The 14,552-nt window shown below is 37.7% G+C and carries 10 protein-coding genes and 1 rRNA gene; 7 read left to right on the forward strand and 4 right to left on the reverse strand.

All coding sequences use genetic code 11. From position 1 onward, the window contains the following. The first annotated feature begins 12 nt into the window (after positions 1–12). Positions 13–127: ribosomal RNA gene (gene rrf, locus ESZ26_RS18215) — 5S ribosomal RNA — on the forward strand. A gap of 617 nt (positions 128–744) precedes the next feature. Here rrf and ESZ26_RS18220 read toward each other — a convergent pair. Next, positions 745–1,188, reverse strand: a complete 444-nt coding sequence (locus ESZ26_RS18220; protein WP_146801135.1) for a response regulator — start codon at positions 1,186–1,188, stop codon at positions 745–747. Between the two features lie 56 nt (positions 1,189–1,244). After that, complete coding sequence (locus tag ESZ26_RS18225) at positions 1,245–2,315, reverse strand: ATP-binding response regulator (RefSeq protein ID WP_146801137.1); 1,071 nt, start codon at positions 2,313–2,315, stop codon at positions 1,245–1,247. A 311-nt stretch (positions 2,316–2,626) separates the two neighbouring features. Here ESZ26_RS18225 and ESZ26_RS18230 point away from each other — a divergent pair, with 311 nt between their 5' ends. From ESZ26_RS18230 to ESZ26_RS18245, 4 genes are all read left to right on the forward strand, one after another. Next, the gene (locus ESZ26_RS18230; protein WP_146801139.1) at positions 2,627–4,333 is read left to right on the forward strand and encodes a two-component system response regulator; all 1,707 of its coding nucleotides are present in this window, start codon (positions 2,627–2,629) and stop codon (positions 4,331–4,333) included. A 61-nt stretch (positions 4,334–4,394) separates the two neighbouring features. Further along, a complete protein-coding gene (locus ESZ26_RS18235) occupies positions 4,395–5,612 on the forward strand; it encodes a sensor histidine kinase (protein WP_146801141.1) in 1,218 nt (405 codons plus the stop codon). A 56-nt stretch (positions 5,613–5,668) separates the two neighbouring features. Continuing rightward, positions 5,669–6,217 carry a hypothetical protein gene (locus ESZ26_RS18240; protein WP_146801143.1) on the forward strand — a complete coding sequence of 183 codons (549 nt, stop codon included), beginning with the start codon at positions 5,669–5,671 and terminating at the stop codon, positions 6,215–6,217. Between the two features lie 60 nt (positions 6,218–6,277). Beyond that, positions 6,278–7,720, forward strand: a complete 1,443-nt coding sequence (locus tag ESZ26_RS18245; protein ID WP_146801145.1) for a sensor histidine kinase — start codon at positions 6,278–6,280, stop codon at positions 7,718–7,720. A 134-nt stretch (positions 7,721–7,854) separates the two neighbouring features. Here the strand turns inward: ESZ26_RS18245 and ESZ26_RS18250 are convergent, their stop codons facing one another. Continuing rightward, a complete protein-coding gene (locus ESZ26_RS18250) occupies positions 7,855–10,185 on the reverse strand; it encodes a YgiQ family radical SAM protein (protein WP_146801147.1) in 2,331 nt (776 codons plus the stop codon). A gap of 308 nt (positions 10,186–10,493) precedes the next feature. On the opposite strand from ESZ26_RS18250, the gene ESZ26_RS18255 reads away from it, so the two are divergent. After that, positions 10,494–13,010 (forward strand): S9 family peptidase, encoded by a 2,517-nt coding sequence (locus tag ESZ26_RS18255; RefSeq protein ID WP_146801149.1) that lies wholly within the window; start codon positions 10,494–10,496, stop codon positions 13,008–13,010. 69 nt (positions 13,011–13,079) lie between these two features. On the opposite strand, the gene rrtA is transcribed toward ESZ26_RS18255, so the two are convergent. Beyond that, the gene (gene rrtA, locus ESZ26_RS18260) at positions 13,080–13,700 is read right to left on the reverse strand and encodes a rhombosortase (protein ID WP_146801151.1); all 621 of its coding nucleotides are present in this window, start codon (positions 13,698–13,700) and stop codon (positions 13,080–13,082) included. A 137-nt stretch (positions 13,701–13,837) separates the two neighbouring features. On the opposite strand from rrtA, the gene ESZ26_RS18265 reads away from it, so the two are divergent. Beyond that, complete coding sequence (locus ESZ26_RS18265) at positions 13,838–14,431, forward strand: tRNA-uridine aminocarboxypropyltransferase (RefSeq protein WP_146801153.1); 594 nt, start codon at positions 13,838–13,840, stop codon at positions 14,429–14,431. The last annotated feature ends 121 nt before the right edge of the window (positions 14,432–14,552 follow it).

The following is a 14,552-nucleotide window of genomic DNA, read 5'->3' on the forward strand; positions in this document are numbered from 1 at the left end:
GTAACCTTTTTGTCTAGCGACAATAGCACTGTGGCACCACCTGATCCCATTCCGAACTCAGAAGTGAAACGCAGTAGCGCCGATGGTAGTGTGGGAGTTCCCATGTGAGAGTAGGACATTGCTAGGCTTCTATTTAGAGAAACCCGATTCGAAAGAGTCGGGTTTTTTGCTTTCTGACGTTTAAAAACACAGCATTTACACTTATTATGTAACTACAGAGCCGTAGCGCCGATGGTAGTGTGACTTATGTTCGACATGCCCATGTGAGCGTAGGACATTCTCCGCTTCTAATTAGAGAAACCCGATTCGAAAGAGTCGGGTTTTTTGCTTTCTGGCGTTTAAAAACAGAATTTATAGCTAGCGTGCATTGATAACAAGGGTAGTGTGACTTATGTTCGACATGCCCATGTGAGAGTAGGACATGCTCCGCTTCTAATTAGCTCGCTCTTGGCCATCCTTGGCAATGCGACATTAGTATATCCCTACACGTCAAAAACCCGTTACTAACGTAACGGGTTTTTTGCTTTCTGGCGTTTAAAAAACAGAATTTGTAGCTAGCGTGCATTGATAACAAGGGTAGTTTGATTTATGTTTGATATGCCCATGTCAGAGTAGGTCATGCTCTGCTTCTAATGGAGATAAGGTAAAGGGCTGTTTGATTACCAGTATTTTAAAAATTACTAGATTAAATTTTCATGGTAATAATAATATAATAATTAAACTCTTAGTAACGAGGATAGTTTATTAGCTCGGTAACTCAGAGGTTAACACCCAATAGTAATTTAGCTCTTTCATTTTATTGGAGAAATCATCAAACTGTAAAGGCTTAGTAATATAGCCACTAGCACCTAAGCTATAACATTCCTCTATTTCTGGTGCTGTGCTTGATGTGCTTATCATCACCACTGGAATACCACAGAGGGCTGGATCGGCTTTAATTATTTTTAACGTTTCAATACCGCCTTGTCTTGGCATTCTAATATCGAGAAAGATAATATCTGGACGAGTAAATTGACTACTATCTTCGAATGGTGCTTCATTTCTCAAGTAAGCAACCGCTTGTTCTCCATCCAAAACATGCGCGATAGAATTTTTAATATTAAAATCACTGAAAGCATCCATCATCAGTTCTGCATGATCAATATTGTCTTCAACCATCAAGGCCGAAATTGCTTTAAGGTTATCCATAATCTTCTCTCTATCTGTTTAGCTATCCTAAAATTGCTTAGCCAGTTAACTTCCGGTCATTTTATCTTTTTAAATTTTAGCGTAAATATACTTCCTACACCTAATTCAGATTGCGCTTCTATACTGCCACTATGGTGTTCAATAATCCGTTTAACAATACTCAAGCCTAAGCCTGAACCTGAAAACTTTTTATCATTGACAAGTCGGTTAAAAGGCGAAAATATTTTATCAGCATGTATTGGGTTGAAGCCAATACCATTATCTTGCACTACCACTTCAATATAATTACCCGTGTCGTGCATTACTATGTTGATAATCGCTAAGCCATTATTAAATTTTATGCTGTTTGCAATAAGATTTTGGAACAGAAGTTGTAACAAAGCAATGTTACCCGAGATATTGGCCAGCTTATCCGGTAGATTAACTTTAAAATCAGTTTGTATTGCATCTTTGAGTGAAGCAACCGCTTTAGTAATAACCTGCTTTAAGTCAACAGATTCGAATACCTGATTTGCATAGCCAACAGATAAGTAGCTTTGTAAGTCTGATACCAGGCTATGTACATCCGTTGTACTTTTCTCAAGGTAGTCAAACCATTTTAATTCATTGGGTGTACAATCTGTCCTTGAAGTTAAATCTGCTTTCAAGGCTTTAGATACCCCCATGATACGACTAATATGACCATTGAAGTCATGGGACAAGCTAGCACAGAATGCTTGCATGTCTTGATTATATCCTGCGAATTCTTGTTGATGCCTAAATCTTTCAATAGCATAACAGCATGTTTTATATAGTAATTGTGGCGTTAGTTCGTCTTTAGATAAATAATCTTGTACACCCTTATTCAGTAATGTTTGTGCAATTTCAATACTATTAACTGAGGTCAATATTACTATCGGCAACGGATTGGTTTGTATACTTAACCACAGCACGGTTTCGCTTATTGTTGAATCAGGAAGTTGTAAGTCACATAAACATATATCAAAGTGTTCTGAGGAAAGTCTTGTTGCGCCTGCTGATAAACTTTCAGACCTTACTACGTGTGCGTGTATTTCAGTAATAGACGCGAAGGCATCTTCAATAATCTCGAAGTGATCTGGGTTGTCTTCTATTACCATCACTTTCATGATTAGTGTTCTCCGTTGTCAATAATCAAATACCATCACTTTCATGATTAGTGTTCTCCGTTGTCAATAATCAAATACCATCACTTTCATGATTAGTGTTCTCCGTTGTCAATAATCAAATACCATCACTTTCATAATTAGTGTTTTCCGTTGTCGATGATCAAATACCATTACATCCATGAAAATTAGACATTATCAACTTAGGTTGCTAATGTAAATGTGTATCAATGGTATTGTTGATTTTCACAAAAGGTTATGGATGTCCTTGTGTTGTATTACAAAGTAGATGTCCATGGCAGGATGGGTCCTAAATGAGAATACTGATTGTTGATGACGACGAAATTGATATTGCGCTGGTAAAAAGGGCGTTGAGTTCATCTTTACAAAATAGTTACGAAGTCAAAGAGGCTGACTCTGTCGCCAAAGGTCTTGCCTTAATTGAAGCAGAAACCTTTGATGTTATTTTACTTGATTATCATATGCCTGAAGTTAATGGTATTGAAATGATTATCGACATCCGCTCTCGTCCAAATCTAGGTAATACCGCTATTATTGTCATCAGCGCCGCACAAGATAGTTCAATCGCGTTGAATTGCATTGAGGCCGGAGCTCAAGACTTTATCCCTAAAATTGACATCTCACATGTAAAACTCCATCAAGCGATTATACATTCTAAGAAACGCTTTGAAATGGAACAGCGCATGCACGAAAGCTATTTGGCTTTGAAGAATATGGCAGAAACGGATCAACTCACTGGTCTGCATAATCGCTATTATTTTGATGAAACCCTCAAGTTTATGATTGCAAATAGTGATCGCTCAAAGCTTTCAGTGGGGATGCTAGCCTTAGATTTAGACGATTTCAAGCATGTGAATGACTCACTAGGTCATCACGCTGGTGATCAATTACTGGTAGATTTGGTGGCTAGAGTTAAAGAATGTTTAAGAATTAATGACGGTTTTGCCCGACTTGGCGGCGATGAATTCGCTATTACCTTAGCAAATGTCCATTCTGTTGAAGAAGTTAATATGATTGCCAATCGTATTTTAAGCTCATTCCAAAAACCTTTTTTGATCGACGGTCATCGCATTAAATGTACCATCAGTATGGGGGCGGCCTTATATCCTAATGATGCTGAGAGCAGAGTCCAGTTGGTCAAGTGTGCCGATATTGCTATGTACCGAGCAAAACAGAACGGTAAGAACGCTCTACGTTTTTATGAATCTCATTATCAAAATGAATTTAATCGTCGGTTTTTAATTCAAAGTGAGATGAGTGAAATATTGCGCAAGTCATCGTTTCGATTATTTTATCAACCAGTTTTTTGTGCGCATAATGATAAAATTAAAGGTGTCGAAGCTCTTATTCGATGGCCTGATACGCCAAAATCATACACACCTGATGAGTTTATTCCTATTGCTGAAGAGACTCGTTTGATTCACGATCTTGGGCAATGGGTACTCACTACAGCCCTAACCGACTTAGCATCATGGCAAAGACGATTTGACAGTAATTTTGCCATGGCCATTAATATATCAGCTTTACAATTACAAGATCCGCAATTAACTCAAAAAATAATTGATGAGACAACACGGCACGGTGTTAGACCTGATACCATTATTTTAGAAATCACAGAAACAGCACTGTTAGAAGATGATGAGGTAACACGAGAAACACTACATTCATTATCATCACAAGGCTTTAAAATAGCTTTAGATGATTTTGGTATGGGGTTTTCCTCTATTTCTCATTTAAATAATTTCCCTATTGATATCGTTAAATTGGATAAGTCGTTACAGAACAAAGTGCCAAGTGTTAACAACAAAAAAAGCTTACTTGAAGCCGTTACTCTTATGCTAAAACTTCTAAATTTTATTGTTGTTGCTGAAGGTATTGAAACGGAGGAGCAGTTACTGGTTTGTCATGAACTTAACATAGATAAGATACAAGGTTACTTACTGGGTAAGCCTATGCCAGGCAATATCTTAGAAGAAAAATTGTTAGCACAATATCAATAAACTAAGGGTTTAAATCTCACTAATCCTTGCGCATAACCTGATATAAGTGGAGCGGTAAAAGATGATATCAGCTTTAATACCTGACAATGAATCGGCTCGTTTGGCCGCATTAGATGAGTATAACATTCTAGACACGCCAGTTGAGCAAACATATGATCAGCTAACTGAGCTGGTCTCCAGTATCTGTGGCACTCCTATTGTGCTGATTTCCTTTATTGATGAAAAACGACAATGGTTTAAGTCTCATTATGGGCTTGAAGTAGAGGAAACCCCTCGTGATATTGCTTTTTGTGCGCACGCTATTCACCAGGAAGAAGTCTTCGAAATACCAGACAGTCGTAAAGATAAGCGTTTTCATGATAACCCTTTAGTTACCGGATCCGCTCAGGTCATCTTTTATGCTGGTGCGCCATTGGTAACACCTGATGGATTAAGATTGGGGACTTTGTGTGCTATTGATAACAAACCATCACAGTTAACAGATATTCAAAAACAACAGTTAACCATTATTGCCCAGCAGGTTGTTGCTCATTTAGAGCTAAGAAAAGTTGAGGGTATTAAAGAAAGTCTTGTTAGAAAGTCGCTGTCGTTGACTAACACCTTAGCAGCAAAAAATAAGGAGCTTGAGCAGTTTGTCTTTGCGGTATCACATGACTTGAAATCACCTTTGGTTACGATCAATGGCTTTACCTCCACGTTAGCAAAAGAATTAATAGGTCAAACTACCGAAAAACAGCAACATCGTTTCAGTAGAATACTTAAAAATGTGAAAAATATGGCTGATTTGCTAACCAATTTATTAGAGCTTTCTAGGGTCATGAAAGGAGAAATCACTAAAGTACCTCATGATGTGACTAGCCTTATTGAAAAAAGCTGGCAGAGATTACTAACCAAAAATCGAGTATTGAATGTTGAATTTATTTTATCTAAACCCTTACACTCTATTCTTACTCATCAGCCACTTTTTTCACAATGTGTCGATAACTTGTTAAACAATGCAATTAAATATCGAAGCTCTGAGCGGAATTTACAATTAAAAATCCATACTGAAGAATCGGATACCGCCGTTTCTTTATTTATCAATGATAATGGCACTGGTATAGGAAAAAAGGATCACAAACGTATTTTTCATGTCTTTGAGCAGATTGTTGAAGGTGAAGGGACCGGTATTGGCTTGACTATTGTCAAGGCGGTAATGGATAAACACACTGGCTTAGTAGAGTTAGTCTCTGAAGTAGATCAAGGGTGTCGTTTTGAATTGCGTTTTCCAAAAGTGTAAATTACTAATAATAAATATAAAAAAAATCCACTAAACAATCTATAATAGGAATACCCATGAACGAATGGTTACAGCAATTTGCTAACCCCAATTTTATGCCTCACGGACATTGCTACCTTTGGCGACCCGATATTTTATGGACCCATGTCATCTCTGATATCACCATAGGTGTTGCTTATTACCTCATCACCATTATTTTGGGCATATTACTCTACAAAAGAAAAGAAAGTGTGCCATACAAAGATATATTTGCCCTGTTTATGGCGTTTATTTTCTTTTGTGGTACTACACATTTTGTCGCTATTTATGTTACTTGGTATCCCGCTTACGAGTATCAAGGTTGGATAAAAGCGTTGACAGCTTTCACCTCTCTTTTAACTGCTATTGTTTTAGCACCAAGATTACCTGATCTTATTCAATTGCCGGGTGTGGAAATTAAATATAATAAAACACTTAAAGAAGTTGAGGCGCTAAAACAAAGCAACCGTCAAATGAGCTCAGTTTATTCAGCAACACTTGACCGAGAGGAACGGGTCATCGAGTTGAAAAAAGAGGTTAATGCCTTGATGCTAGAACTCAAACGAGAACATATCTACGATGTTTAACTCTAACGCATTGTCTGTGTTAAATACTAATCTGCGCATTCGGTTTTATTTGGAACATCAATGAACTCTAAGAATGCTGTATTAACTGCACTGTTATTATTTTTTATCACACTGGAAGTTCTTATTGCACTCGATTATGTGTCGAAACAAAAAGACATGCGAGAACAACGTGTTTCGGTGTATTCGGTCATCATTGAACTGCAAAATCAGCTTGGTTATGTTGGCTTAATACATAATTTTAAAAATGCGATTTTAAGACCTAATGACTCTGACTATCGGGTTGATGCTTTTGAAAATTTTCGTAAAGCAAATATCCAATTAGATAAATTAGAAGTGCAAGGTGCATTAATTCTCGGGCAACTTAAAATGCAGGCGGTAAGAGATATGCTGGTGGCTTATAAGGAAAGATTATCCTTGTTACCAGCCTTGACTGAAAAAAATATGAGCATAAGTGAAGTCGATCATTATTTGCGGTACGACGATGAGCCTTCTCATATCGAAATAAAATCAGTCGCAGATAATATTGCTATTTTACTTGAAGCTCAGATGTCTGACTTACTTCATAGCAGCCTTAAATTTGGTTTTATTGTCTTAGTTGCCTTGTTATTTACCTTGATCGCCATTATTCATTTTTTCTTTAAAGATCAGCAAAATGCACTCAAGCAAAGCAACATGTTAAACATCAAGATGGAAGGGCATAAAGTTGATATGGCTCGTTCGCAAGCCATCTTATTGAGTATGATGGAAGATGTTGAAAAAGAAAGACGTCAGGCGACTAAACTTAACAAGCAATTAGTCAATAAAAATAAAGAAATGGAACAGTTTATTTATACGGTGTCACACGATCTTAAATCGCCATTAGTGACCATATCCGCATTTAGTCATAAATTGCAATTGGAGCTTGTCAATACATTGACAGAAAAGCAAAGCTATCGACTGAGTCGGATCATCGAAAATGTTGATAACATGGAGAGGGTATTATCAGATTTACTCGATTTATCTCGTATTGTCCAACAAGCTATAGCCACCTCTGCTATTAATGTAAAACAAATAGTCGAACAACAGTGTGCAGTGTTAGAAGAGGGAATTCTTGAAGCCAATGTGACCATCAATATTGCCGAAAATCTACATAGCGTTAATGCCAATGAACGTTTGATGTCTGAGGGCTTATTGAATTTGCTCAGTAATGCCATACGCTATCAAGACCCTGCAATTCCTTTGGTGATTGATATATTTACTAGCCAAACAAAATTATCGACAACCATTCATGTAAAAGACAATGGCATAGGTATCGACTCGAAATATCATGCGTTGATTTTTGGTATCTTTGAAAAACTCTCTGCAACAAAAGGCACAGGAGTGGGTTTAACGATTGTTAAAACAATAATGGATAAGCATAACGGCAAGGTGCTGCTTGCTTCGAAACTGGGCGAAGGATGTTGTTTTTCTCTGGAGTTTCCTAACGAAGCCAAAAGTAATAATAAAATAGTGAGTGAGAACTAAGACCAGATTCAAAGTGTTATTACGCTCGCTCCCTTTAGTTTTTATTATGTATTATATCTGCACTATCTTTATTTTACTAAAAAGCCGCGTTTACTTGATAAGTAAACGCGGCTTTATGTTAGGAGATAAAAATATTACTTTTTCTTTTTACCAAAAGGTTGCTTTGGCTTTCTATCTTCAAACTGGTTTTCTGAAAAACGTGTTAAGCCTTGCTTACCTTTCTCTGCAGCAGAGCTCGTTGATGGCTTCTTGCCGTAAGCTGGCTTAGTCGTTGCTGGCTTCTTGCCAAAGGTAGTTTTATTGCCTTTAGCATTGTTTTTTCCTTTACCATTATTCTTATAATGCTGCTGCTCTTTCTCGCCACGGGTTTCGTTGGGGACCAGACAACCTGGTTTAGAACCAATTAGCGTTTTCCCTAAGCCCATCTTAATAAAGGCTTGGCGAAGCATCGGCCAGTTAGCTGGATCATGATAACGCAAGATAGCTTTATGTAAGCGACGCTGAATAGTGCCTTTAGGTACGGCAACACTCTTACTGTTTTTATTTACGTTACGCAGCGAATCTATTTCAGTGTGGTACAAAGTAGTGGCATTGGCTAAAGGTGATGGATAAAAGTTTTGAACTTGGTCGAGTTTAAAATCATTACTTTTTAACCAAAGTGCTAAATTAACCATGTCACGATCTGTTGTGCCTGGATGTGCTGAAATGAAGTATGGAATTAAATATTGTTTTTTACCGGCTAACTTAGAGTAATGATCAAACATTTCTTTAAATTTATCATAACTGCCCATACCTGGCTTCATCATGCTATTTAAAGGACCTTCTTCGGTATGCTCGGGAGCTATTTTTAAGTAACCTCCAACATGATGGGTTGCGAGTTCTTTGACATATTCCGGATCTTGAATCGCTAAATCGTACCTAACTCCTGAAGCGATTAATACTTTTTTAATGCCAGGGATTTTTCTTGCTGCACGATATAGCTCAATAGTAGGGGTATGATCCGTATCTAAATGACCACATATTGTTGGCCATACACAAGAAGGTTTACGACAGGTTGCCTCAGCTTTTTCGCTTTTACAATTTAGCTGATACATATTGGCGGTTGGACCACCTAAATCAGATATTACCCCGGTAAATCCTGGTACTTTCAGTTGAATATCTTTTATTTCATTGAGTATCGATTCTTGTGAACGACTCTGAATAATTCTGCCTTCATGCTCTGTTATCGAACAAAAAGTACAACCACCAAAACAACCACGCATGATGTTAACCGAGGTTTTTATCATGTCATAGGCAGGTATTTTAGCATCGCCGTAACTTGGGTGCGGTACTCGGGCATAAGGCAAACCGAAAACACCGTCCATTTCACTTTCTGTTAAGGGGGTCGCTGGTGGATTTAACCAAATAAGTCTGCTGCCATGGCGCTGAACTAAAGGTTTAGCAGAAGTCGGGTTAACTTCCTGATGAAAAATACGTGAAGCATGGGCATATAATACTTTGTTATCACGCACTTGTTCAAAAGTAGGTAAGTTAATATAAGTGGTTTCCCAAGGCTTCTTTTTATCCGCCCAAGATTTATTTTTATGTTGCTCTGCCCGATGTGGTGTCAGTTCAATCACTTGTGCTGTTTTGGTAATATCGGTGTCGGTGTTTTTTGCCGCCGCATCTGCTTCAGCACTGTTTTCAGAACAATCAGTAGAGGTGATTTCTTGATAAGGACTGATAATAGGGTCTATTTTACCGGGTTTATCTATCGAACGAGAGTCGATACCTTTCCAGTTGGGTAACACTTGATTAGCAAGAAAAGCACTACCACGTACGTCGGTAATATTTTTAACTTCCTCACCATTTGCGATGCGGTGGGCAATTTCAATTAAGGGGCGTTCGGCATTGCCGTAGACGAGGATGTCAGCTTTTGAATCGAATAATACCGACTGACGCACTTTGTCTGTCCAATAATCATAGTGAGCAATACGGCGTAAACTTGCTTCGATACCGCCAATAATTACTGGCACACCTTTATAAGCTTCTTTACAGCGTTGAGTATAAGCAGTTACTGCTCTGTCTGGACGTTTACCACCTTCATCGTTTGGCGTATAGGCATCGTCATGACGCATACGGCGTTCAGCGGTATAACGATTGATCATCGAGTCCATATTACCGGCAGTAACACCAAAAAAGAGATTAGGCTGTCCTAATTCCATAAAGGCATCTTTGGTATGCCAATCAGGTTGGGCAATAATACCAACACGAAATCCTTGCGACTCTAACATTCGGCCAATAATTGCCATACCAAAGCTTGGATGGTCAACATAAGCATCGCCGGTCACTAAAATAATATCACAAGAGTCCCAACCCAGGGTGTCCATCTCATTTCGAGACATAGGTAAAAACGGCGCTGTTCCATAGCATTCAGCCCAGTATTTTGGGTATTCGAACAATGAGGTTTTTACTTGTGTGAGCATAATTTGGCCTAGGATAGTGTTAATAAGATTTTATTGTCGCTGGTCAATACAAAAAACAATAATTTGTTGTATAGATCAAGGCGCGCGATTATAGCAAATTATCATTTTAATTGTAGCCTTTATTGATGCAAGGGGATATTTAAAAGCCTTGGTACATTATGACGCAAGTTTATTGCGGTTGGTCGCATAAGATTACACTTTGCCGCCAGTTAAATTTACTATTTGATTGTATAAATTTATCGGGTTGAGTATAACTAACTATCTGATGTCGATTCTCAAAATTCACGATTAAAATAAGTCTCTTACCTATGAAAATAAAAATATTAACCGCCGCTATAAGTTTATCTTTAGTTGCCTGTGTTACAACGACTACTGATCAAACAGCTGAAAAAATTTTAGATAATACCTACAGCAATAATAAATCTGTGGTGGCCGCCAAAGAAGTAAAGTCAATCGCTATTGCTTCAACCGTTACCCCAAACGCGTCATTGTCAGCGAATAACGACCTGTTAATTACCTTAGAACAAATTATGTCTGATCCTGATTGGATGGGACGTTCACCACAAAGTTGGTATTGGGGCGATGATAATCAAACTATTTTCTACAAACAAAAGCGTGTCGGTAGTCCGCTAAGTGATTTATATCGCCAAGCGACGATGGATGATAAAGCAGAAAAAGTTAAATTAGCGCAAATGCATGTGGCCAGTGATAGAGACGCACAGCGAAATAAAGCCAATACTCATGAAATTTATACTTTTGAAGGCAATGTTTTTGTCAAAGAGCTGGCTAGTTTAGATGTTCAACAACTGACTTATACTTCAGCTTATGAATATTCAGCGATGTTTTTAAATAATGGTAATGTCGCTTACCGCGTTGGCAACAAATTTTTTCAACATGACTTATCCAGTAATAAAATTATTGAATTAGCTAATTTACAATTAAAAGCTGATCCAAAAGATGTCAAAAGTGATGACAGTTATATTGCCACTGAGCAAAATGACTTAATCGCTTATGTTGCCTTGCAAAAAAGAAATAGCGAACTGAGAAAGAACCAACAAGAAAAGCTCAAAGCGCAAAACTCAACACTGACTAAAAGTGACTTCTATTTAGGTGGTAATAAACGCATCAATCACGCAAGTTTATCGCCCAATGGTGACAAACTTATTGTTAGTATTAGTAGCAGTGTATCAAGCCAAGCTGATAGTGACATTATGCCCAATTATATTGCCGAAGATGGTCATGTAAAAGCAGAAAAGGTCCGTCAGCGTGTTGCTGATAATCGTCAATATAATGATGAACTTTTTTTACTTGATTTAAAGTCAGGTCAAAAATTCCCATTAAGTTATGATGTTTTACCAGGTGCTGATGAAGATGTACTCGCGAGTGTTAAAGCAGAAAACTATCAACGTGAAGGTAAAGTTTATCAGTCAAAAAAACTGCTACGTAACATTCATGTTATGCAAGCTAACTCACCTATTCAATGGCACGAAAACGGCAAACAAGTTGCGGTATTATTAGAAGCATGGGACAACAAAGACCGTTGGTTAACAACCGTTAATTTAATGGAGAATAAGTTAGAGTCGCAGCATCGCTTACATGATGATGCTTGGATCAACTGGAGCTTTAATGAGTTTGGTTGGTTACAGGGCGACAATACCTTGTATTACCTCTCAGAAGAAACTGGCTATTCGCATCTTTACAGTAAAAATTTAACAGGTAAAGCCAAGCAACTCACCCGTGGTCAATTTGAAATTAGTGATGTCAGTTTAACCCAAGACAAGTCGCGTTTTGTCTTTAAAGCCAATAAAAAACACCCGGGTATTTATGAAATCTATCAAGTAGATGTAAAATCTGGTCAGTTTAGTGCATTAACTGATTTAGGCGGTATGAATGATTATGCTTTAAGCCCAGATGATTCAACCTTATTAATTGAACATTCAACAGTAGCTATGCCTCCAGAGCTTTATGTAAAAGCACTTAACGATGATGCTACGGCGATACGCTTAACTCATACGGTCTCTGAAAAATTCTTAAGTATGCCTTGGACTGCGCCAAGTGTGGTTGCTGTGCCTTCTTCGTATCAAGATGAAGCTGTTTATTCTCGTGTTTATTTACCAAAAGACTTCGATAAAACGGCTGAGAAAAATCGTGCGGTAATGTTTAGTCATGGTGCGGGCTATTTGCAAAACTCACATTTAGGTTGGTCGGGGTATTTTAGAGAATACATGTTCCATAGTCTGTTAGTGCAACAAGGTTATGTGGTTATTGATATGGATTATCGTGCTTCTGCAGGATATGGCCGTGATTGGCGAACAGCCATCTATCGTCATATGGGCAAACCTGAAGTTGAAGATATGCGTGATGGTGTAAACTGGTTAGTTGATAATGCTAATGTCGATCGTCAGCGTATTGGTACTTATGGCGGTTCATATGGCGGTTTCTTAACCTTGATGTCTATGTTTACTCAGCCTGATTTATTTCAGTCAGGTTCGGCACTGCGCTTAGTTTCTGACTGGGCCTATTATAATCATGGTTATACCTCAAATATTTTAAATACCCCAGGTGATGACGCTATTGCTTATGAGAGAAGTTCACCTATTTATTTCGCAGAGGGATTAGAAAAGCCCTTATTAATTAATGCGCCAATGGTCGACGATAATGTCTTTTTCCAAGATACCGTTCGTTTAGTGCAACGCTTGATTGAGTTAGAAAAGCAAGACTTTGAAACGGCTATTTATCCAGTCGAACCCCATGGTTTTGTTCAACCAAGTTCATGGTTAAATGAATATCGCCGTATTTATAAGTTGTTTGAAAATACCTTATAAGCCATTTAGGCGTTAATAAGCACTAACTATAAAGGTTACGACTTTGTATTATAAACAAGCGTAACCTTTTTATTTGTCACCAGAAGAGCATCTTCCACTGGCGTACTTTATTGTCATTAATAAAACCACAGCCAGTACACCTCCTATTGCTCCCCATAAATGGGCATTTATCGCTACATTTGCACCAATCAATTCAGCGACGTCTTTACTTGCGCCATAGTATTGTTCGTGCGCTATCTTTAACACCACCCCAATAAGTAATAAGTAACCGGTTCGTTCTTTTGCTTTAATATCTTCGATAGCGCCCCAAATAAACAGGCCATGTAAAATACCTGATAAACCGACATATTGTTCAATGTTTGGCGAAAACCAATGTATACCAACAGCACAAATAACAGCGCTTATCATAAATACAGTCAGATAACTTTTGATGCTATAGAAGTGACCATGTAAAGCCCACAACATAATAACCGCAGCGCTATTCAACAGGAAGTGAACACCATTGGTGTGAAAAAAATGACCACTAAATACCCGCCAAACTTCGCCTTGTACGACTAAGCTGCGTTGGTAAACAAAAAACTCACTTAAACTACTATCAAATACAAACGCAATCAGTGAGATAAGGAGAACAATGACAGGAATCGTTATCTGTTGAATAGAAATTGGAAAAGAAGAAAATGACAATCGCATGTAAAATAGACTTATAAACAAAAAGTAAAATATATTTTACTGTATTTTAGATGTTTTTTATATTGAAAATATTCTTAACGTTTAATGACGAACAGCGTAAACTCCTCAGTTAATAATGATCTGTTAAGCCTAAATTAATGACTCGAGCATACTGCTTACAATGCGAACGTCCTGAGAAATCTTGTCTATGTCATTTAGTGACATCGGTTGATAATGATATTCATATTGTGATTTTACAACATCCATTAGAAGTTAAACAAAGTAAAGGCAGTGTTACCTTATTGCACCAGTCATTAAAAAATAGCCAAGTTATCGTCGGTGAAAATTTTACCGATAATATTGAAGTGCAATTACTGTTGAAACACTATTATCAACAATGTGCTGTTTTATATCCGAGTGCTGACGCCGTGGTACTCAGTGCAGACAGTCGCCAAATCACAAGACCTAAGTGCTTGTTTATCTTAGACGGTACTTGGAAAAAAGCCTATAAAATGTTTATGAGTAACGCTTGGTTACAACAACTGCCTCATTTTACCTTGGCGAATGATATTGTTGGAAAATATCAAATCAGGAAAACAACTAAAAAGAATGCACTGTCATCACTAGAAGCCTGTTGTTATGCGCTTAGTGTTTTAGAACACCAGCGCGATGGAGCGAATAAATATCAGGTATTATTGGCAAGCTTTGTAGAATTTAATCATTTTCAGTTATCGTTTAACCCAAACTCATAGGTTGGATCTTAAGGAATAAAACAATTGAAAACATGCTCTGAATTTGATCTGATAGTAATCGCCAAACCACTATCTATCCCAAAAGCAGAGCATGAATAAACATAATACTGAGTTAAACAAA

It is taken from the genome of Colwellia hornerae (genome assembly GCF_007954355.1).
Taxonomy (GTDB): Bacteria; Pseudomonadota; Gammaproteobacteria; order Enterobacterales; family Alteromonadaceae; genus Colwellia_A; species Colwellia_A hornerae.

Coding starts and splice junctions, on each gene's coding strand:
- ESZ26_RS18240 (WP_146801143.1), top strand. CDS start 5,669: ATGAACGAATGGTTACAGCAATTTGCTAACCCCAATTTTATGCCTCAC.
- rrtA (WP_146801151.1), bottom strand. CDS start 13,700: ATGCGATTGTCATTTTCTTCTTTTCCAATTTCTATTCAACAGATAACG.
- ESZ26_RS18265 (WP_146801153.1), top strand. CDS start 13,838: ATGACTCGAGCATACTGCTTACAATGCGAACGTCCTGAGAAATCTTGT.
- ESZ26_RS18250 (WP_146801147.1), bottom strand. CDS start 10,185: ATGCTCACACAAGTAAAAACCTCATTGTTCGAATACCCAAAATACTGG.
- ESZ26_RS18230 (WP_146801139.1), top strand. CDS start 2,627: ATGAGAATACTGATTGTTGATGACGACGAAATTGATATTGCGCTGGTA.
- ESZ26_RS18225 (WP_146801137.1), bottom strand. CDS start 2,315: ATGAAAGTGATGGTAATAGAAGACAACCCAGATCACTTCGAGATTATT.
- ESZ26_RS18255 (WP_146801149.1), top strand. CDS start 10,494: ATGAAAATAAAAATATTAACCGCCGCTATAAGTTTATCTTTAGTTGCC.
- ESZ26_RS18235 (WP_146801141.1), top strand. CDS start 4,395: ATGATATCAGCTTTAATACCTGACAATGAATCGGCTCGTTTGGCCGCA.
- ESZ26_RS18220 (WP_146801135.1), bottom strand. CDS start 1,188: ATGGATAACCTTAAAGCAATTTCGGCCTTGATGGTTGAAGACAATATT.
- ESZ26_RS18245 (WP_146801145.1), top strand. CDS start 6,278: ATGAACTCTAAGAATGCTGTATTAACTGCACTGTTATTATTTTTTATC.